We start from the raw sequence: 21,138 nt of genomic DNA on the forward strand, positions 1-21,138 counted from the left end.
TTATGTTATTGAATGATTGTTGCGAAGTCTTCTTGCCGCTGCCGGCCGTTGAGTATTCTGAAGGAAGGTATCGAAACGCCGGCCCCTGACCGAAGCTTATCCCCGCCGGCCCCCGGGACGCAGGATGTCCCAGAATCTTCCCTTGCGCTTGACGTTCTGGCCGTCGTCGCTGTAGTAGTAATAATGGTAGTGATAGTAGTAATCGTAGCTGGAGCCGATCCCGGTCAGGTCGATCTTGTTGAGGATCGATCCCAGGATATTGGCGTTGACGTTGCTCAGCAGGCTTTTGGCCCGGGCCAGGGCCCGGCGGTCGGTGCCGTGGGAGAGCACCACCAGCACCACCCCCTCCACCTGGTTGGACAGCACCGCGGTGTCGGTGACGGTGATCACCGGCGGGCTGTCGAACAGCACCAGGTCGTACTTGGCCTTCAACTGCTGGACCAGCTCCTTCATCCTCTGGGAGCCTAACAGCTCCGAGGGGTTGGGGGGGATGGCCCCGCAGGTCAGAATGTCCAAGTTCTCCACTCCGGAGGGCTTGATCACCTTCTCCGGGGCCAGCCGTTCGGCCAGGATGTTGGTCATGCCCGGCTCCCGCTCCAGCCCGAACAGCGAGTGGACCACCGGGCGCCGCAGGTCGGCGTCTATCAGCAGGGTCTTGGCCCCGGCCAGGGCGGTGGTGAAGGCCAGATTGGCCACGGTGGTGGACTTGCCCTCCGAGGGCGCGGCCGAGGTCACCACTATGGAGCGCAGCGGGGCGTCGATCTTGGAGAATTGGATGTTGGTCCGGATGGCCCGGTAGGCCTCGGAGATGGGCGAGCGGGGGGTGTATTTAGTCACCAGGGTGGAGGCGATCTTGGAGATCTCGTCCCGGCCGTTGCGCCTCTTCTTGCGGGGGCCCTCGGACTGGATACTGGGGATCAGCCCCAGCACCGGTATCCCGAAATTGGTCTCGATCTCCTCGGCGGTCTTGACCGAATTGTCCATGGAATCCAAGAAGAATGACAGCCCCACCCCCAGCACCAGCCCCACCACCAGCCCGATCAGCAGATTCAGGGCCTTGCGGGGTTTGATGGGAGAAAGGGGCTCCTTGGCCGGGTCGATCACCCGGACATTGCCGATCTTTCCGGCCTCGGTGATCTTGGCCTCCTCGTATTTCTCCAGCAGCATCTTGTAGATGTTCTCGTTGACATCCTTGGCCCGCAGCAGGCGGGTCAGCTCCAGCTCCTTGTAGGGCAGCTTGGAGAGGTCGCTTTCGTAGCCGGTGTTGAAATCACGGATGGCCAGCTCCCGGGCCTCCAGGGAGATCAGCTCTATTTGGAGGGGCGGTATCTGGGCCAGCAGGTCGGACATCTCCGGCATGGGCTTGGCCTGCCCCCCCCGGCTGATGTTGGCCAGTTCCTCCACCAGCTTGTTCTTGGTGGCCTCGATCTGCCGGTTCAGTTTGTATATCTGGGGGTGTTCCGGAGGATAGCCCTTGATGGAAAGCTGGGTGGCCTCGATCTGCAGATCTAACAGGCTCTTTCTCAGCGAATCGGCCACCGCGCCGGAGGTCATTTTGCTGCTGCCCTCGGAGAAATCCGGCTGGTATTCCAGTTTGGTGTAGATGGCCTCCAGTTTTTTCTCCAGGGCCATCTTTTGGGTGACGGTGCCGGCGTACATCTTATCGATCTCGGTCATCCGGGCCAGCACCTCCCGGGCCTCGTCGGACAGCGATACCACCTGGTTGCGGGCCTTGAAGCCCTTGATGGCGTCCTCGGCCTTGTAGAGCCCGGCCTCCACCGCCGGCAGCTGGACCTCGATGAATTTTCTGGTGGAGGAGGCCTGCTCCCTCTTGACCTGGGAGCTGCGCTCCTTGACCGTCTCGGCCACCAGGTTGACCGTCCGGGCGGCGCTGGCCGGGGTGGGCCCCTGGAATTTTATCAGTATCACATCGGAGTCCCTGATGGGCTCGGCCGAGATGCCTTTCTTTATGCGCTGAGACAGCAGCTGGCGTCTTCCCTCCAGGGACAGACCCCTTCCCTGGTCCTTGAGAATCTCGGCGGCGGTCTCGGGATCCAGTCTCTGGGCCACCTCCTCGGCCAAGGTTCGGGCCTTGATCTCCTCGATCTGGTTGACGATGTAGCTCTTGCGGCTGAAGGCATCCGAGACGTCGAAGGCGGCGATGGGCTCCCGGCTTTGCTCGAAGATGATGGTGGTCTGGCTCTCGTAAACCGGTGGCAGGGTGAAATTGGCGATGATGATGGGCAGCAATATCCCGGCCAGGCACACCAAGATCAGGGTCTTTCTTCTCCATAGCAGATCCACCACCTCGTAGAGGCTGGTCTCCTGTGGCTTGATATTCTGCTCAGCGGCCAATTTTCACCTGTCCTTGAATGTTTTTCGGATTAAAAAAAGGAAGCATACTGTCAGGCGCCCGGCCTGGCTGCCCTGAAGCCGTGCTTTATATCGGGCATGGTCCCGGTGCCGGCCGGCCGGAAGACTTACTTCCTTTTTTGGGTGTTTTTCCCTCTATTCCGGAAGGCGGATGGGCATCAATAGATACATCAGGCTGTAGTCCTCGGTCTGCTTGGCCGGATTGATCAGGGCGGCCGATAACGAAGTGTTCAGGGAGCAGACCATCTCCTCGGAGTCCACGTTCTTGATGATGTCCAGCAGATAGCTGGCGTTGTATCCTATCTCCATCTCCTCGCCCTTGAATACTGCGGCAATGGTCTCCCGGGCCTCTCCGATATCCACCGTTTGGCTGGAGAGCTCTATGCTGTCGGTCTTTAAGGAAAGCCTGATCTGGTGGGTGAAGGTGTCGGACAATATGGCCACCCGGCGCACCGCAGCGGTCAACAGGTCAACATTGACGGTCAGGGTCTTTTTATTGTTCTTGGGAATGGCCTTCTCGTAATCCCGGTAGGGTCCCTCGATGTGCCGGGCATAGACCTGGGTGTCCTCGAAACTAAACTGGGAATAGCTGTCGTCGAACCGCAATGTGATCTCGGTATCCGAGCCCGGAAGCATCCGGTTGACGATGTTCAAACCTTTGGGTGACAGCAGCAGCTCGCTGTTCTGCGAGATGGGAGGGATCATGGTCTCCAACATGGCCAACCGGTGGGCGTCGGTAGTGACCACTTTCAGCTTGTCGCCGCTCATTTGAAGGAACACCCCGCACAGGTCTGGGCGGGAGCTGTCGGTGGATACCGCAAACAAGGTCTTTTTGATGATGTTCTGAAGGATCCCGCTGCTTAGTTTGACGCTCCTCTCCTTGCTGATCTCCGGTATCTTTGGGAAGTCCTCCTTGGGCAGACCAATGATGTTGAATCGGCTGCGGTCGCATTTGATGGATACTTTGTTGCCGGTGACATCGATATCGATGTTCAATGGCGGCAGTTGTTTTATTATCTCGAAGAATTGTTTGGCCGGCACGGTGATGGAACCATTGCCGGCAGTCTGAGCATCTATCTGGGTTACGGCCGCTATCTCGAGATCGGTGGCCGATAATTTCAGCTTATTATTGTTGGCCTCTATAAGAATATTGGTAAGAACCGGAAAAGTGCTTTTGGTTGGCACCACCCCGATCAGGCTCTGCAGGCAGGTGAAAAGTTTCTCCTGGTTAACGGAAAATTTCATTTGATCCCGGCTCCAAATTTTTGGTTTTAAATTTATGCTTAATAACTAATATATGATATATCTAAATTATAATAAAAGTCAATAGTATTTCTTGATATTGTTGTCGGATTGACGCAAAGCCATGCTGTTTAAAAAAATAAAGAATGTATAACATGGGGATATGTTTTTGATCGGCTGTTGATATCTGCCGCAGTTGTCAACAGCGGTCAACATCAAGCGGGGACCAAGGGCGGGTATTAATAATCTATCCACCGTTGATCAACTCAGTTATCCTATCGGCCTGGGAGGTTATCTCATCGTCCGAGGCTATCATTTTCTTTATCTTTGATATGGCATGCAGCACCGTGGTGTGATCCTTTCCGCCGAAGCGGTTGCCGATGTCATTTAGGGAGGCGGCGGTCAGTTCCCGGCTCAGGTACATGGCCAGCTGCCGGGGCAGCACCAGTTTTTTGATCCGCCTTTTTGATTTGAGGGCCTCTTCGGGTATGGAGTAGTAGTTAGCCACTATTTTCTGGATGAGTTCGATGGATATCAGCCGTGATTTCTGGGAGATGATGTTCTTGAGGACCTCGCGGGCGAAGTCCACCGTCAGCTCCTGGTCCGATACCGAGGAAAAGGCCACCACCCTTATCAGTGAACCCTCCAGCTCACGGATGTTTGATTTGACCGAGGCGGCAATGAAATAGATGACGTCGTTGGGTATGGAGAGGCCGTCCATCTCGGCTTTTTTCTTTAATATAGCCGCCCTGGTCTCCAGGTCCGGAGCCTGAATGTCGGCCACCAGTCCGCTTTGAAATCGTGACACCAGGCGTTCCTCCAGGTGTGATATGTCCTTAGGCGGCCGGTCGGAGGTCAGGACGATCTGTTTGCGGGCGTCGTACAGCGAATTGAAAGTATGAAAGATCTCCTCCTGCAGGCCGGATTTTTCTGACAGGAATTGGACATCGTCCAGCAGCAGAATATCCAGCGAACGATAACGATTCTTGAACTCCAGCATCTTGCGGTTCTGAATGGCATAGACCAGTTCGTTCATCAGATTCTCGGCCGGTATATACAGCACCCGGGCCTTTGGTCTCTTGCTCTTGGTGAAATGGCCGATAGCCTGCATCAGATGGGTCTTTCCCAGCCCCACTCCGCCATAGATGAACAGTGGGTTGTAAAGTTTCCCCGGGTCCTGGGCGGTGGCGAAAGCGGTGGCATAGGCGAACTCGTTGCTTTTACCTATGACGAAGGTGTCGAAGATATATCTTTCCCGGAGGCCACTGTCGCTGGTCGGATGGGCCGGGACGAACTCGGCTCTATCCGGTTTCTGGCGGGCGGCGGCCTGGGTTTCCCCTACCGGAGGGACCAGGACTATGGAGAGGGGCTTATGAAAGATATCAGAAACCACCTCTTTCATCATATTAAGGTAGTGCTGCCCTAGCCATTCCACAAAAAAATGGTTGGGAACCTTTAAGGTCAGGCTGTCATCGCCCACCGTCATGGCCGTCAGCGGCTTTATCCAGGTGTCATAACTCTGGGAACCTATCCGTTCCTTGATCCTGTCCTGGGACTGGGCCCACAGCGCTTGTATTTGTTGGTTCATAGGATATCCACAATCAGAAAGTCAGTGTTTTTAAGGGTTGTTGAGGGTTGCTAGTTATTATACTACTGGTAGCGCTATTTACGGGTTCTTAACAGATTTATCCACAGGTGGTTGATCAACATAATATGTTGCAATAAAAGAACTAACACAAATATCAAACAGTTTATTTATTATTTATCCACACGACCCAAACCGGGGCTAATTTTTGATTTAACAAGGACTTAATAGGAAACACCGTTGGAGGGAAGTTATCCACATGGTTTTCCACAGGATGGCTATAAAAACAAAAAGAAACCACGGAAATAAAGTCCGCGATTTCATAAGGGGGATACGTATTTATTTGTCAGCTTGATAAATATATCAGGTTAGTTCCAAATTGTCAAGAGAAATTTTATCGTTTCGGTCAATGGTTTATCCAGTGATAGGATGGATCGACCGGTTTGCCGTTGATCCGGACCTCGTAATGCAGGTGGGGGCCGGAGCTTTGCCCGGTGGAGCCCACCAGCGCTATCACCTGGCCCTGCTTGACGATCTGTTTTTCTTTGACGAAAAGTTTGGCGTTGTGTCCGTACATGGTGCTGAATTTCTGGCCGTGGGCTATCTCCACCTTGCTTCCGAAATAATTATCCCACCCGGCAAAAGTGACTATACCGTCGGCCGCCGACACCACCGGATCGCCCTCCCGGGCGGCGATATCAACCCCGTTATGATTGGCTCCCATTTTTGCCGAGATCCATCCCTTGACCGGCATGATGCTGGGGGTGGTGCGCTCGAGGTTCACCGATAGCGTATCTTCGGAGTTGCTCAGGGGGGCCGGGTCTCCGGCGATCGAGCCATTTAAGGAAGTATTGCGGGTAATGTCGCCCAGGGAGAGCAGGACCGGCTGCTGGGAGATTCCCAGCATGTGCTGCAACTTTGCCTCGGTCCTTTTTAGGTCGGAGAGCTCCCTTTTCAGGGCCTGCAGTTCGCTGAATTTTTCCTCAACCTCCCGGGTCCTTTTTTTCATGAGCTCGTACTGGCTGGCCCGCCAGAAAATATGGCCGTAATTGAAGACGAAAAATACCGCCACCAGGAATGATACCGACAGCAGGACAGCGATGCTCTTCAGGTTGGTATAGGAGATATCCATCTGCCAGGGCTGGGCCTTATGATGCGGCGCGATGATCAATGATATGTACCGTTCCCGTTTCTTCATTTTTTTATATAATATCACCTTGGAGTTAAAAATCGGGATTAGAATCCCTTGGCCTTGAGGTTCGATGAGAGCAATTTGACCAGCAGGTCCACCGTGGCCTTAACATCGGTCATGTCCACCATCTCCGAGGCCGAGTGGGCATACCTGGTGGGCACCGACAGCACACCGGTGGGAATGCCGGACCTGGTCTTGTTGATCACCGATCCGTCGGTGGTCCCGCCCTCCAGGATGTCAAACTGGTAGGGGATCCGGCCGGCCCGGGCGGTATCCACCAGCATTTTCTTCACCCCCGGGTGGGCCAGCATCCCGGCATCCTTGATCTTGATGGCGGTCCCCTTTCCCAGCACCGAAGGCAGCTTGGGCTTCTCCTCGGGAGTGTCGAAGGCTCCGGTGATGTCCACCGCTATCCCCAGGTCCGGGGCCACCCCGAAAGCGGCGGTGGTGGCCCCCCGCAGCCCCACCTCCTCCTGGGTGGTGAAGACGAAATATATCTGGTTGGGGCTTTTCTTGAGCTGTTTCATGGCCTCGATCATGATGGCGCAGCCGATCCGGTCATCCATGGATTTGGCGATGACCCTATTCCCCAGGAATTCGCAGCTCCGGTGAAACCCGGCCACGTCGCCCACCGATACCCGGGCAGAAGCCTCTTTATGATCCTTGACGCCGATGTCGATATACATCCGGTCCAGCCGCCGGGGATCGTTGGGCTTCTCCTGGCGCTCCTCGTTGATGGTGCCGATGAGGCCGTTCTCGAAGATCACCCGCTGGGCGATGATGTTATAGGGGTAGATCCCGCCTATGTTTGAGAAGCGCAGGAAGCCGTTCTTGTCTATATGGGTAACGATGAGCCCGATCTCATCCATATGGGCCGCCACCATCACCCGGGAGCCCTTGCCCTTCTTGACCGCTATCAGGTTGCCCAGCACGTCGGTGCTGACCTGGTCGGCCAGCCCCCGGATCTCTTTTTTGATCTGCTCCCTGATCTGGCTTTCGCTGCCGGAGGGTCCGTAGGCCTCAGTGAGCCTTTTGATGATGTCTTTCATTGAATAGTTCCTTATAAAGGGTTATCTTTTTTGTAAATACTTGTTAAACCCGGGGACCACGGTCAATATTATGGCTTTTTGCCCCGGCTGTCAATGATAAAATCCCCGGCTTCGTCCACAACATCATCCGGCAGAAGCTACCGGCTGGTATTGGCCGGATTAGAAAAAGCTTGACTTTGTAAAAAAAATTGTTATATACTGATTGATAAGCTAAGGGGCGGCAGCCCCGACAGTATCATTTCTGGAGAACGGATGAACAAGAAGATAATGATCATCGACGATGAGCCGGCAGTGGGTGAGATGATGACCACCCTGCTGGAGTCCGAGGGGTACGAGGCCATGGTGGCCTACGACGGACCGGGCGGCTTGGAGCAGATGGGCAAAAAAGCGGCCGACCTGCTGCTGCTGGACTACATGCTGCCAGGCATGGACGGCATCGAGGTGCTGTGCGAGGTCCGGCACCGCTGGCCGGAACTTCCGGTGATCATCATCACCGCCTTCGGCAGCCCAGAGCTCAGGGCCCGGGCCGGCAAGTTCAACGTGATAGACGTGGTCTCCAAGCCTTTCGACACCCTGAAACTTCTGGAGCAGATAGCTGCGGCGGTGTGAACAGCCGCCGAGTGTTCAAATAAAGGACAAACCCTAAAGGGAGCCCGCCGGCTCTCTTTTTTTATTTGACCCTCTTCAGGGCCAGCTGCATCAGCCGCAGGCCGTTCTGGATGTCCTTTTTGCTTGACAGGCACACCGGCGAGTGGATGTAACGCGAGGGGATGGCCAGCACCACCGAGGGGACGCCGCCCTTGCTCAGGTGGATCCGTCCGGCGTCGGTGCCGCCTATTCCGGGCCGTTTGATCTGATAAGGGATCCGGTTGGCCCGGGCGGTGTCGGTCAGCAGCTTCACCAGGCCCTGGTCGCAGAACACCGAGCGGTCCATGATGGTGACCACCGGCCCCAGTCCCAGTCCCGGCACCAGGCTTTCATCCCGCTCCTTGGGCTGGGGCATGTCCCCGGCCCCGGTGCCCTCCAGGATGAAGGCCATATCCGGCTCGTCCCTATAGGCCGCCACCCGGCCGCCCCGCAGGCCGACCTCCTCCTGGGTGGTGAAGGCGGCGCAGATGTCGAAGGGGTATTTACCTTTCAGCAGTTCGATCATCAGATAACAGCCGATCCGGTCGTCAAAGGCCTTGGCCTTGAGGTTCCTTCCCCAGTCCTCGAACCTGGTGTCGAACATCACATAATCGCCCGGTGAGACGAACTTCTGGGCATCCTCCTGGCTGCTGGCCCCGATGTCAATCGTTAGATCGCTGTAAGGAGAAACTTTTTTAAGTTCTCCCTTGCGGGCGATGAGATGGACAGCCTTGGAGCCGATCACCCCGGGGATCTGATCCTTTCCCACCAACACCTTCTTGGCCAGCAGTACCCGGTTGTCCACCCCCCCCACCTTGTCGAACTGCAGAAAACCCGATTTATCGATGGATGTGACCATCAATCCCACCTCGTCCATATGGGCGGCCAGCATCACCTTGGTTCTCTTTGGGCCCGATTTTGCCCCCCGGGCTTTTTTATAGGCTATCAGGTTGCCCAAGGCGTCCACCCGGATCTGGTCCACGTTCTTGGTGATGTGCTGGCGGACGATGTTGCGGATCTCGCCCTCGCAGCCGCTGACCCCGAAGGCGTTGGTCAGTTGTTCTATTAGTTTAAGGTCTATCATAAAATGCTCAGTCCTTCCATTCCAAGTTTATGTCATCCAGGTCCTGAATAAAGCGGGCCAGCAATCTGGCCGAGCGCTCCACGTCCACCGCCGCCAGGGTCTCCACCGGGGTGTGCATATAGCGCAGGGGCAGGCCCAAAAGCCCGGTGGGGATGCCCTCCCGGGATATCTGGATATCCACCGCATCGGTCCCGGTGATGCCGGCACAGGGCTCTATCTGAAAGGGGATCTCCTCGCGCTTGGCCACCTTCTTCAATTTGTCAGCTACGGCCGGGTGGATATTGGGCCCGACGGTGATGGTGGGCCCCTTGCCGATGGCGAAGGTGTCGCTGTCCGGCACCCCCGGCATGTCGCCGTGGGTGACGTCTATGGCTATCCCGATGTCGGGATGGATGTCAAAAGCCGAGGTCAGCGCCCCCAGGCCGGAGACCTCCTCCTGGACGGTGGCCACCGCATAAACATCCCAGCCGTGATGGCCTTTGCTGAGTATCTCCAGGGCCTGGACCATGATGGCGACGCAGGCCCGGTTGTCCATGGCCTTTCCGGCCGCCCGGTCGTTCTTGAGATTGACAAGTGGCATCCTCAGGGTGGCCAGGTCGCCGGTGGAAACCCTGGATTTGGTTGCCGCCTCGTCCAGCCCCAGGTCGATATACAGGTCCTCCATGGGGATCACCTGGCCCGATTCCTCCGGGGTCTGGAAATGCGGCGGCTTGGCTCCGATGATCCCCGGCAGGGCGATCCTGGTATCCGGCCCGTGCCGGCCGACGGGATGCAGCAGCACCTCCTGTCCCAGCAGCACCCGGGCGTCGAAGCCGCCCACCTGGGTGAAGCGCAGAAATCCCCCCGGCTCGATGCCGGTGATCAGCAGGCCGATCTCGTCCAGATGGGCCGCCAGCAGGACCTTCTTGCCGTCCCGGGACAGCCCCTTTTTGAAGGCCACCACGCTGCCCATCTGGTCCACCTTGACCTTGGTGGCGAAGGGGGCCAGCTCCTCACCGGCGGCCAGGGCGGCCCGGGTCTCGTAGCCGGAAGGCCCGGGAGCCGCGGTCAGGCGTTCGATCAGCTTTAAGGTGGAGTTCTCCCCGGCCTGTTCCGGGGTGTTTTTTTCAGGGGGTGTTTTTTTGCGGGACATTATATGCTCCTAAATGTGATGTATTTAATCGAGGGAGGTGCCTTTTTTGCCCGGCCGGAAATATTCGCCGGTCATCAGCTTAAAGATCCGCCAGTCGCATTCTATGGCGCCGGCCGGGCAGACCCGCTGGCAGTGGTAGCAGGCGATGCAGTTTGACTGGTCGATGACCGGGTAAGGATTCAGGCTGATGATGCCCTGGGGACAGCTCTCCAGGCACAGGCCGCAGAGGGTGCATTTATTCTGGCGGATCTTTTTGGCCGGAAGCAGATGCTGCTTCATCCGCAGGCGTATTTTCTGTTCGCTGAAAAGAGCAGCCACTGTCCTGGTGATCCAATTCCCGGGGATCAGAGGCTTTTTTAATTCGCCCCGGCCAAGATAAGCTCCGGCTCTATGAATGATGTCTTTGGCAAAGGCCCGGGCCTGCAATAGATCATTTTGATCGGGATGTCCCTGGGCGGTCAAGGGCTTCCTGTCGGCGAACGGCGGATAGGTGTCCACCCCCAGGCACTGGAAGAATCCCAGGGTCTCCAGGCCCCGGGAGGCGGCCAGCCGGTCGATCCGGGAATACACATCGCCGGGGGTGCCGCCGTGGGTGACAAAAAAAAAGAATGGCTTTGGTCGTCCGGCGCTGCCCTGATCGGGCAGATCATTAAAGAAATGATTGACGTTAATGGGCTCCCTGAAATAGAAAGCCGGCAGGCCGAATCCGACCAGATCGTAACGGGAGAAGACGGCCGGGTCGGCCTGCTCCAGGCGCAGCAGGGCGCAATCTCCGACCGCCTCGGCCATCTGTTCCTGGATGGCCTCGGCTATCTTTTGGGTGTTCCCGGTCTGTGAAAAACAGACCATGCAGACCCGCATCGGTCCCTCCCCGAAAAGAGATGAAAGACCAGGCCGTTGGATATTTATTTTATATCATTTTCAGGCTGAATACAATGATAAAAAACGTTTTTTAAAATAAAAAACCCGAAAGCCTTTTGGCTGCCGGGAAGACAGGGGACTTATCTTGAGAAAGGGTCATGTCAGATCGATCCAGAAGCGCATCACTTTTTTCCCGGTCCTGGTTGACAGGATGGTGTTCTCCAGCATCCCTCCGTTGTTCTTGATGACCCGGATGGCCCCGAAGTTGTCCCAGTCGCAGGTGAGCAGGGCCTTGGCGATCTTCAGCTCCACCGCCCGCTCCAGGGTCATTTCCAAAAGGATCGACCCGTGCCCCCGACGACGCAGCGATGGCGGCACCTCCAGCAGGATGTGACCACCCTCCGTCTCCATCTCCGGTGTCAGGTAATGCCGCAGCCGGCTGATTCCGCAGATGGTCCCTTGGTCCGACAGCATCCAAAAGGTGCTGCAGGGCACCCGCCCGTCCGACAGGTCCCGCTCCAGGCATTCCCGCTGCAGGCCCTTGATGTAACGGTCAAAGGCTATGCCATGAACCTCGTGCAGGTCGGTATAGCGCTGCTCCCCGGCCGCCCGGTAATCGGCGGCCAGTTCCAGAAAAGCCTCCTCGAGATCCATGGAGGGCTCGGCCAGCCTGAGGCGGATCTTGTCTTTTTTGGCTTTTTTCGGAACGGGTATCATGCCGGGACACCCAGGGGCCTTTGGGGATGAACGCCTAAGGCCGCCTGCTGGCAGGCGGCCTTAGCAATTATAGGGCCCGGGATCGTATTGCAACTGGGGTCACGTTCCGTTCCGTTCTCCGGGAACAGGCAGGCGTGCATAAAGACACAGCCGGGCATGGACTGTCCTCCTTACGGTTTTCATTCTATGCCCGAATTATGGTTTTGTCAAGAGGCTCTGCGAAAAATATTTTGGCGGATAAGTTTCTCCAGCTCCACCGCGACCAGGATGGACGAAGAAACGACTATGCAGGCCAGCAGGTCCAGCCCGCTGACCGGGGCGGTCTTGAAGACCGGCTGCAGGACCGGCAGATAGACCGCGCCCAACTGCAGCAGGGCGGTGATCAGCACTGCGCCGTAGAGGTACCAGTTTCCGGAGGGGGCCAGGGCAAAGAACGATCTTTTGTCGGAGCGGATGGCCAGGGCGTTGAACAGCTGGTAGAACGACATGGTCATGAAGACCATGGTCCGGGCCATAATTTCAGCGGTTTCCCTGGTCTGACCCATCTCGATGTGCCGGCCGATGGCCCAATGGAACATCAGCAGGCAGCCGGCCGCCATCAGCAGCCCCGAAAAAAGCACCTGGGCCCACAAGCCCCGGGCGAAAAGACTCTCGGCCGGGGGGCGGGGTGCCCGCTTCATGATGTCGGCCTCCGGCGGCTCGTTGCTCAGGGCCAGGGCCGGCAGGGAATCGGTCACCAGGTTGATCCACAATATCTGGATCGGCAGCAGGGGCAGGGGCAGGTTCAGCATGATGCCGCCGAACATGGTCAGCACCTCGCCCAGGTTGGTGCCCAGCATATAGCGCACGAACTTGCGGATGTTGTCATATATCCTCCGGCCCTCGGCCACCGCCGCCACGATGGTGGCGAAGTTGTCGTCCAGCAACACCACGTCCGAGGCTTCCTTGGAGACGTCGCTCCCGGTGATGCCCATGGCGATGCCGATATCGGCCCCCCTTAAGGCCGGAGCGTCGTTGACCCCGTCGCCGGTCATGGCCACGATGCGCCCCTTGCTTTGCAGGGCCTGGACTATCTTGATCTTGTCCTCCGGCGAGACCCGGGCGAAGAGGGATATTCTCTCTATCTTTTCCGCCAGCTCCTCCACGCTCAGGGCCTTCAGCTCCATTCCGGTCAGATGCAGGTCGCCGGGCGAGTAAATGCCCAGCTCCCGGGCGATGGCCAGGGCGGTGGCCGGATGGTCGCCGGTGATCATCACCGGCCGGATGCCGGCGCTGCGGCACTGCGCCACCGCGACCCGGACCTCCTCCCGGGGCGGGTCGATCATGGCCGCCAGCCCCAGAAAGGTCAGGCCCCTCTCGATCTGATCTATCTCCAGCTTCTCCGGCAGGGCTTCGATGATCTTATAGGCCAGGGCCAGCACCCGGTGCCCGCCTTCGGCCAGGGATCGGTTGATCTCCAAAGCCTGGGCGGGAAAGTCCGGGCACTTATGCTCCAGATTGTCCAGGGCCCCCTTGACATAGCAGATGTATCTTCCATCGTCCATCCGGTGGATGGTGGTCATCATCTTGCGTTCGGAATCGAATGGCAGCTCGCCCACCCGGGGCAGGTCCTTCTCCAAAGAATCGCGCCACAGCCCGGCCTTGGCGGCCAGGGTCAGCAGGGCCCCCTCGGTGGGGTCCCCGGCTATTTTCCAGGCATCGGAGCCGTCGGCCTTCTCCTGGAACAGGGTGGCATCGTTGCACAGGCAGGAGGCGTTCAGTAATTTCTGGAACAGGGGGTCGTCGGCTTTTTTCCCGTCCTGGGACAGGATCTCTCCCATGGGCTGGTAGCCGCCTCCCCGGACATCATAAAGCACGCCGTTGCAGAATACCTTTTTGACAGTCATCTGGTTCTGGGTCAGGGTGCCGGTCTTGTCCGAGCAGATCACCGAGACCGAGCCCAGGGTCTCCACCGCCGGCAGTTTTTTGACCAGGGCGTTCTTTTTGACCATCTTCTGCACGCCGAAGGACAGGACGATGGTGATCACCGCCGGCAGGCTCTCCGGGATGGCCGCCACCGCCAGCGAGATGGCGGTCAGCAGCATCACCGAGACCGGGATGCCGTGCAGCCATCCGGCCAGGAAGATCACGGCGCACAGGATCACCGTGGCCAGGGCCAGGATCCGGGCCAGCCCGGCCAGCCTTTTCTGCAGCGGGGTCTGGCCCTGCCGGAGGGTCTGGATGGACTGGGCGATCCTGCCCAGTTCGGTGTTCATTCCGGTGGAGGCCACCACCGCCCTTCCCCGGCCGTAGACGCAGATGGTGCCCAAAAAGGCCATGTTGTTCCGGTCGGCCAGGGGGGCCTCGTTTTCAATGGGGAGAGAAGATTTCTCCACCGGCAGGGACTCGCCGGTCAGGGAGGACTCCTCTATCTTGAGCGAAGCGGCCTCCAGTATCCGGGCATCGGCCGGGATCCGGGAACCGGCCTCGATCAGGATGATGTCCCCCGGCACCAGGTTTTCCGAGGGGATCTCCAGCACCTTCCCGGCCCTTACCACCTTGGCCAGCGGCTGGGAAAGTTTTTTCAGGGCGGCCATGGCCTGGTCGGCCCGGTATTCCTGGAGGAAGCCGATGACGGCATTGATCAGGGCGATGGCCAGAATGACGAAGGAATCGGTCAGGTCGTGGGTCAGCCCGGAGATCACCGCCGCGATCAGCAGGACCAGCACCATGATATTCTTGAACTGGTCGAAGAATATCTTTAACGGTCCGGTTCGTTTGCCTTCAGCCAATCTGTTGGGACCATACTTGGCCAGGCGTTCGGCGACCTGTTGCTCCGAAAGGCCGGAGTAGTGATCGGAGCCCAGCTCGGCCAGGGATTGTTCTATGGTTTGATTATAGAGGGGCATAGGTTAATATTAAAAATTAAAAAGGACAAAAGATATACTATGAAATATGAAATTTAATTTGTTCATATATGGCTAATGATTTATTTAACATAATTTTTTTAAATTCTAAAAATAAAAGAATCACGATGATCAATACAGCCAGAAAAATAATAGATTCATATATATTTTCTCCCTTTAAGAATGATAAAATAACCTCCCAAATAACCCCTGAGGTGAAACCTATTATCCAAACGACAATAAATATCGTTATGCCAAGACTTAACCGAATTTCTGTGGTAAAAATGCCATCTTTTATGTGTATAAAGCCGGTTGTGGGAACACCATTATTAAAAGGGTTCCATTCTAAAGGTTTAAAAAGATATTTTGTTCGAAAAATACACTTATCGCTTGATATTAGCATAAATTTACCATCTTGGGTTTCATATTTATTGTTTTTTTCAATCTCGGCAATATTATAATTTACAACCTCAGAAAAGGTCAGTAATTTAAGGCCAAGTCTATAAAAATGGTATTTAAATAATGTTATCATTAGTGTATCAAATAATATATATAGACCATATAGTATGAACAATATCAAAGCGATATTGTGATAGATGGCGGTATTTATATTAGAAAGCGACATAAGTTTGATTGTAAATATTAGTTAAAGTTAAATATTCTCCGCAATGGCCTGTCTGGTCTGGCTGGTGATCTGGTCGTAGTCCATCTGTCCGGGATAAATGGCCGGGAGGAATTTTAAAGACACCTTGCCCGGCTTGGGAAGTTTGCGTCCGATGGGGACCGAGGCATAGGCCCCGGAGATGGCCACCGGCACCACCGGCACCTGCAGTTCCTTGCTCAGTATGGCGAAGGTCTTCTTGAATTCCGAAAGATGGCCGTCCCGGCTGCGGGCCCCCTCGGGGAAGATGGCCAGGTTCTTGCCCTGCCGGATGGCCGCCGCCGCCTGCTGCAGGGTGCTCTTCAGATCCCGGTTGATGTCCATCACCAGCAGATTGCTGTGGCTGGCGTAGAATCGGTTGATGGGCGTCTGGATGTGTTTTCCGGCGGCCAGGAAAAAGGTGTCCTTTAAGATCCGATTAGGCAGCAGGATGGACAAAAATATTCCATCAAGAAAGCTCTGGTGGTTTGGAGCCAGTATGAACGGCCCCGGCGGCAGGCTCTGTTGCCCTTGTCCTTGCAGGTGGAAGTATAGTTTAAATAGAGGCGCGGTTGCCAATTTCATAGAACACTGCATAAAGCGGCTTTTGGGCATGGTAAACTCCGCCTTCTCCTGCAGGGTGCTGTGCCAGTCCGAAATTTCCGAACTGCCGGCCTTCTTCTGCTCGGCGATCAGTCGGCTCAGGGCTTCCACGGTATGGTGAGCCACCGATTCCCCATCCTCCAGTTTTATTCCGAAGCTTTTTTCCAGGAACAGGTCCAGCTCTATCTTGCCCAGGGAATCCAGCCCCAGGTCGTACTCCAAATGCTGGTCGGGATAGACCTTCTGGTCCAGGGCCTTCTCCAGGTAGGTCTTCAATGCCCGGTACTCCTGGCTGTCGGGGTCGGGCCTCAGGCGGTGGGTCTCGGCGGTTTTGGCGTCCATCTGGGGCAGCAGGAACCTTTTTAATTTCCCCAGCCGGGTCTTGGGCAGCTCGTCGTTGACCAGGGTGAAGTGATGGATCTTCTTGTAGCCGGGCACCGTCAGGTTGAACTTGTCCAGCACCAGCCACTTGATGGTCTCCCGCAAGTTGACCACCTGCTGTTTCTTGACCGCCAGAAAGTCGGGGTGGATCACCGCCCCCAGCTTCTCCTCCCGGGGATAGACCCCTATCTCCTTTATCAGCGGGGAGAGCGACAGGATACGGTTCTCGATCTCCTCGGGGTTGATGTTCTTGCCGCTGGACAGGACGATGATCTCCTTCTTGCGCCCGGTGATGAATAGCCGGTTCTTCTGGTCCAGGTAGCCCTGGTCCCCGGTGTGCAGCCAGCCGTCCCTCAAGATGGCGGCGGTGTCCTCCGGCTTGTTGTAATAGCCCTTCATTATGTTCCGGCCCCGGGCCAGCACCTCGCCGTCCACTATTTTGACCTCGGTCTGGCTGGTGGGGGTGCCGGGCGAGCCGATCTTCACCCGGCCGGGCTTGGTGAAGGTTATCATCGGGGCGGCCTCGGTCATGCCGAAGCCCTCCAGCACCTCGAAGCCCATGGCGTAAAGGTCGCCGCCCACCCTTTCGTCCAGCTTGGCCCCGCCGGAGATGAAGTATTTGATGTGCCCCCCGAAGGCCTGCTGGGCCTTTTTGAAGATCAGGCGACCCAGGGCCGGCTGCTTCAGGGTCCGGGAAATTTTCAGCAATACTTTGGCGGCCGGGCTGGCGTTGATCTTGTCGATCATCCCCTTGTGGAACAGCCGGTACAGCCGGGGAACCCCGATGATGATGGTAATGCCGTATTGCTTCAGGGCGCCCAGGATCTCCTCGGAGGAGATCTTCTCCAGGATCACCAGGGTGGCGCCGCAGTACAGGGTGGCCATGATGGTCCCCATCAACGGGAAGATGTGGTGGAAGGGCAGAATGGCCAGCAGCCGGTCGTCGGCGGTGTATATTTTGGTGTTATCCACCACGTCCTCGATGTTGGCCATGATATTGTCGTGGGTCAGCATCACCCCCTTGGGGCTGCCGGTGGTGCCGGAGGTGTAGATGATGGTGGCGGTCTGGTGCTTGTCCGGCTGGGCCGCCATCTTGTCCGGCGCATTATCCGGCAGGGAAAGCTCCTCAAATGTCAGGACCTCCGGGCGGTAGCCGCCCGTCAGCGAGCGGACCGCTTCGGTCAGAACCTCTTTGGTCTTGTGGGAGCAGAAAACCACCGAAGGCCGGCAGTCGTTCAGGATATATGCCACCTCGTCGGCCGGGGCCAGATAATCGATGGGCACCGAGACCCCGTCGTTCTTCCACACCGACAAATAGGCGTAGATCCATTCCGGCCGGTTCTCGGAGAAGACCGCCGCCCGGTCTCCCTTTTTTAGCCGATAGCAGGAAGCGAAGCGGTTCACCAGGGAGATGGTCTCGGCGTAGGATATCTCCCGGCCCCGGTAGATCAGGGCGGCCTTTTTAAAGTCTTTGATATGCAAAATTGATCCTCTTAGCAAGTTATCGGAAAAGTTATCTTGGAAAGCAAACAGGTTCAGCGGATGATGGTGATCTTTAGTGTTCCGGCCCGGCCACCGCTGTTCACCCGGCAGAAATAAACACCGTTACCCAACAAGCGGCCAGAGCGGTCACGACCGTTCCAGGAGAAATGATTTGTTCCAGGTGCAGCATAGATTGCGGCGGTTTGATGAACCAGCCGGCCGGTTATGTCATAGACCGCCAGCATCGCGCTGCCCGGTCTGGGCATAACAAAACTTATGACAGCACCCGACCGCATCGGATTCGGGCGGCCGGAAAGCGCCAGCCCCGGCCCGACCTCTGGCTCCGGTTTTTCCTCGGTTGCCCCGCTGGGCGAATAATGCATGGCCGCCCAGGTATCGATGATCCCCCAGCCGTAAGTGGTGCTGTCGGGGTTGGTGCTCCGGCTGGCGGTCATCATCAGGGCTTCCCGCACCTGCATCGGCGTCCAGTCCGGGTGGGCCTCAAGGATCAGGGCACAGGCCCCGGCCACCAACGGCGTGGCGCACGAGGTGCCGGTGGCGTAATGAGTGTAGCTGCTGACGGTGCTCCAGCTTGCCCAGTATATGTTGGTTCCCTGGGCGCAGACCTCTGGCTTGGGCCTTCCGTCGTAAGTCGGGCCGCGGGAACTGGAGGGGTTGATGACCCCGAAAGAATCCACATTGCCCACCGAGAGGATGGAATCAGCATCGGCCGGGGCGGCCAGGCTCCCCAGAGACGGGCCGGAGTTGGCCATGGCGTTGCAGACGATGATGCCCAGTGATGCGGCATGACGGGCGGCCAGGGACGAAATGGCGGTGTTGCCGTCCAGGTCTTGGTATGAATACGAATATTGGGACGAGTCGAAATCCCGATAGCCCAGCGAACTGGAGACCACCTCCGCGCCGATGGAGTCGGCCCGCTGCAATGCCGCCGCCCAATGGTCCTCCTCGACCGGCATCTCCTGGCTCATGTCCTCGGTATGGTAGATGGCCCAGGAAGCTCTGTAGGCAGGACCGATCAATTGACCGGGGACGTAACCGCCGGCCTCCGACCAGGTGCCGGTGCCGTGGGCGTCCCAGTCTACGGTGTCGGCATTGGTCACAAAATCCCATTCATCCACCAAGCGGCCGTTGGCGCGTATCGAATCGAAAGCCTGGTGTCCCTTGCGGAACCCGTTGTCCAGCATGGCCACCAGCACCCCGGCCCCGGAATATCCGGAGTCGTGGCAGACCACGGCATTGATCAAGCTGTCCTGGGTGAATGACGGGCCGTAATTCAACAGATGGGCCTTGGGACTTTCGGTCTCAGGCATCTTGGGGCTGGCATCTTCAACTTCCGGCAGGACCCTTTTCCTGCTGGCCGGAAGCGGGCCTATTCTTTTTACAAAGTTTAGGTTTTTGCAATTCTTGATCTGGGCCTCGGTCATCTCGAAGCTGGCGGCATTGAACCAGTTTAGCGACTGCCGGTGCCTTGCGCCCAGGGCCGCGATCCGGCGGACGTAATCGGTGCTTACCGGAAGATCTTCAAAGGTCATCTCCTGCCGGCCAACTTTGGCCCGGCGCTTGAGGGCCCGCGGGGAGAATTGCCGGCCGCGCCGATCCATGGCGCTTCTTAATTCGTCCTTGGTGGAAAAACCCTTGTCGTAAAAGAAAACCAGCACCGCTATAGTTGTCTGGGTCTCGGTGTTCTCTAATGTTGGTGCCGGGCGGCCGGTGGCCGGCGGCTGGGCGTTGCCGGAGGAAACTAAAAGCCAAGATGTCGCGCCCGCCCATAACACAAATTTAAATAAAGTGTTCATCTTTTTGCTCCATGAATTTCAACTTATTTGACTATCGCTTATACCCGATCTGGCGCAGAAGCTCTTTTCGCCACTTGACGCCATCCTCGTCCTCCACCCCCTTGGGAGCAGAGCCGTCTATCACCCCCATAATCCCCCGCCCCTGTTCGCTTTCGGCGATGATCACCTGGCAGGGATTGGCGGTGGCGCAGAAGATCCGGCAGACCTCGGGGCAGTTCTTTATGGCGTTGAGGACGTTGATGGGATAGGCGTCCTTTAAAAAGATGATGAAGCTGTGGCCGGCCCCGATCGCCTTGGCGTTTTCGATAGCCAGCTTGACCATCTCATCGTCCGTTCCCTCATGTCTGATAAGGCAGGCGCCGGAGGCCTCGCAGAAGGCCACCCCGAATTTTATCCCGGGGACGGAGGAGACCAGTATCTCGTACAGGTCCTCTACCGTCTTGATGAAGTGCGACTGGCCCAGGATGAAGTTGATATCCTCCGGCTTTTTGATGGTGACGAGTTTTGTTTCCATCGGGGCTCCTTTTGGATAAAATTCAGGCACGGTCCTTTGCCGTGCCTTAAATTTTATAGCTTGATATTGAGTTTCTGCAGGATCCTCTCGAAATCAGTGGCCGAATAATACTCCACCTCGATCTTTCCCTTGTTCTTGCCCTGGGGCACTATCCGGACCCTGGTGCCGAATGTTCTCTGGATCTCGTTCTGGATGTTGGTCAAATGCTGGTCCAATTGCCGGGGCGTTTTAGCGCCCGAAGATTTGGCGGCTTTGATCGGCTCTCCCTTAGCCAGACTTTCCGCCTCCCTTACCGACAGGCCCTTTGATATTATGATTTGGGCCAGAGCCAGCTGCTTCCTTTTGTCGCTGACCGTCAGCAGGGCCCGGGCGTGCCCGGCGGTCAGTTTATCGTCCTCCAGCATCTTCTGGATCTCATCCGGCAGGGCCAGCAAACGCAGGCTGTTGGCCACGGTGGATCTCTCCTTGCCCACCTTCCTGGCCAGTGCCTCCTGGGTCAGGCTGAACTCCCTGGCCAGCCGCTCATAGCCCCGGGACTCTTCGATGGGATTGAGGTTCTCCCGCTGGATGTTCTCTATCAGCGCGATCTCCAGGGCCTCCTGGTCGCCGGCCTGGCGGATGATGGCCGGGATCTTCTCCTGGCCCAGCTTCTGGCAGGCCCGCAGGCGCCGCTCCCCGGCGATCAGCTCGTATCCGGCGCCGCTGCGGCGGACGATCACCGGTTCGATGACCCCCTTCTCCCTGATGGAGTCCATCAGTTCGGCCAGCTCGGCCTCCCGGAAAGAGCGGCGGGGCTGGAAGCGGTTGGGCTTGATCTCGGACAGCTTTAAAAATCGCTCGATGCCCTCGGGATGCGGGATGGCCGGTGCGGCTGTCTTCTTGGCCGGGATCAGGGCCGACAGGCCCTTTCCCAGGCCTCTTTTCTGTGCGGTCATGGGGGTCTCCAATATTCTG

At 57.2% G+C, this 21,138-nt stretch carries 16 protein-coding genes; 1 reads left to right on the forward strand and 15 read right to left on the reverse strand.

Going from position 1 to position 21,138, the window contains the following annotated elements; all coding sequences use genetic code 11:
• Positions 1 to 96 precede the first annotated feature (96 nt).
• The 5 genes from RDU76_01255 to RDU76_01275 all read right to left on the reverse strand — a co-directional run bounded on the left by RDU76_01255 (position 97) and on the right by RDU76_01275 (position 7,441).
• Positions 97 to 2,355, reverse strand: coding sequence for a polysaccharide biosynthesis tyrosine autokinase (locus RDU76_01255; GenBank protein MDQ7797555.1), 2,259 nt, complete (start codon positions 2,353 to 2,355; stop codon positions 97 to 99).
• 153 nt (positions 2,356 to 2,508) lie between these two features.
• The gene (gene dnaN, locus RDU76_01260; protein MDQ7797556.1) at positions 2,509 to 3,618 is read right to left on the reverse strand and encodes a DNA polymerase III subunit beta; all 1,110 of its coding nucleotides are present in this window, start codon (positions 3,616 to 3,618) and stop codon (positions 2,509 to 2,511) included.
• A gap of 244 nt (positions 3,619 to 3,862) precedes the next feature.
• Positions 3,863 to 5,203: a chromosomal replication initiator protein DnaA gene (gene dnaA, locus RDU76_01265; GenBank protein MDQ7797557.1), complete on the reverse strand. Its 1,341-nt coding sequence runs from the start codon at positions 5,201 to 5,203 to the stop codon at positions 3,863 to 3,865.
• A gap of 403 nt (positions 5,204 to 5,606) precedes the next feature.
• Positions 5,607 to 6,398: a peptidoglycan DD-metalloendopeptidase family protein gene (locus RDU76_01270; GenBank protein ID MDQ7797558.1), complete on the reverse strand. Its 792-nt coding sequence runs from the start codon at positions 6,396 to 6,398 to the stop codon at positions 5,607 to 5,609.
• Between the two features lie 38 nt (positions 6,399 to 6,436).
• Complete coding sequence (locus RDU76_01275; GenBank protein MDQ7797559.1) at positions 6,437 to 7,441, reverse strand: M42 family metallopeptidase; 1,005 nt, start codon at positions 7,439 to 7,441, stop codon at positions 6,437 to 6,439.
• Positions 7,442 to 7,693: 252 nt separating this feature from the next.
• On the opposite strand from RDU76_01275, the gene RDU76_01280 reads away from it, so the two are divergent.
• Positions 7,694 to 8,050 (forward strand): response regulator, encoded by a 357-nt coding sequence (locus RDU76_01280; GenBank protein MDQ7797560.1) that lies wholly within the window; start codon positions 7,694 to 7,696, stop codon positions 8,048 to 8,050.
• 61 nt (positions 8,051 to 8,111) lie between these two features.
• Here RDU76_01280 and RDU76_01285 read toward each other — a convergent pair whose 3' ends face one another.
• The 10 genes from RDU76_01285 to RDU76_01330 form a co-directional block, all read right to left on the reverse strand.
• Positions 8,112 to 9,152 carry a M42 family metallopeptidase gene (locus RDU76_01285; protein ID MDQ7797561.1) on the reverse strand — a complete coding sequence of 347 codons (1,041 nt, stop codon included), beginning with the start codon at positions 9,150 to 9,152 and terminating at the stop codon, positions 8,112 to 8,114.
• 7 nt (positions 9,153 to 9,159) lie between these two features.
• A complete protein-coding gene (locus RDU76_01290) occupies positions 9,160 to 10,284 on the reverse strand; it encodes a M20/M25/M40 family metallo-hydrolase (GenBank protein MDQ7797562.1) in 1,125 nt (374 codons plus the stop codon).
• A 24-nt stretch (positions 10,285 to 10,308) separates the two neighbouring features.
• Positions 10,309 to 11,145, reverse strand: coding sequence for an EFR1 family ferrodoxin (locus RDU76_01295; protein MDQ7797563.1), 837 nt, complete (start codon positions 11,143 to 11,145; stop codon positions 10,309 to 10,311).
• A 156-nt stretch (positions 11,146 to 11,301) separates the two neighbouring features.
• On the reverse strand, positions 11,302 to 11,862 hold the full coding sequence (locus RDU76_01300; GenBank protein MDQ7797564.1) for a GNAT family N-acetyltransferase: 561 nt from the start codon (positions 11,860 to 11,862) through the stop codon (positions 11,302 to 11,304).
• Between the two features lie 206 nt (positions 11,863 to 12,068).
• A complete protein-coding gene (locus tag RDU76_01305) occupies positions 12,069 to 14,750 on the reverse strand; it encodes a cation-translocating P-type ATPase (protein ID MDQ7797565.1) in 2,682 nt (893 codons plus the stop codon).
• A 37-nt stretch (positions 14,751 to 14,787) separates the two neighbouring features.
• A complete protein-coding gene (locus tag RDU76_01310; GenBank protein MDQ7797566.1) occupies positions 14,788 to 15,279 on the reverse strand; it encodes a hypothetical protein in 492 nt (163 codons plus the stop codon).
• Positions 15,280 to 15,399: 120 nt separating this feature from the next.
• Complete coding sequence (locus tag RDU76_01315; protein MDQ7797567.1) at positions 15,400 to 17,853, reverse strand: AMP-binding protein; 2,454 nt, start codon at positions 17,851 to 17,853, stop codon at positions 15,400 to 15,402.
• 53 nt (positions 17,854 to 17,906) lie between these two features.
• Positions 17,907 to 19,670, reverse strand: coding sequence for a S8 family serine peptidase (locus RDU76_01320; GenBank protein MDQ7797568.1), 1,764 nt, complete (start codon positions 19,668 to 19,670; stop codon positions 17,907 to 17,909).
• A gap of 31 nt (positions 19,671 to 19,701) precedes the next feature.
• On the reverse strand, positions 19,702 to 20,184 hold the full coding sequence (locus RDU76_01325; protein MDQ7797569.1) for an adenosine-specific kinase: 483 nt from the start codon (positions 20,182 to 20,184) through the stop codon (positions 19,702 to 19,704).
• A gap of 53 nt (positions 20,185 to 20,237) precedes the next feature.
• Positions 20,238 to 21,119, reverse strand: a complete 882-nt coding sequence (locus tag RDU76_01330; protein ID MDQ7797570.1) for a ParB/RepB/Spo0J family partition protein — start codon at positions 21,117 to 21,119, stop codon at positions 20,238 to 20,240.
• Between the last annotated feature and the right edge of the window lie 19 nt (positions 21,120 to 21,138).

Source organism: Candidatus Edwardsbacteria bacterium, assembly GCA_031082425.1.
Classification (GTDB): Bacteria; Edwardsbacteria; AC1; order AC1; family EtOH8; genus UBA2226.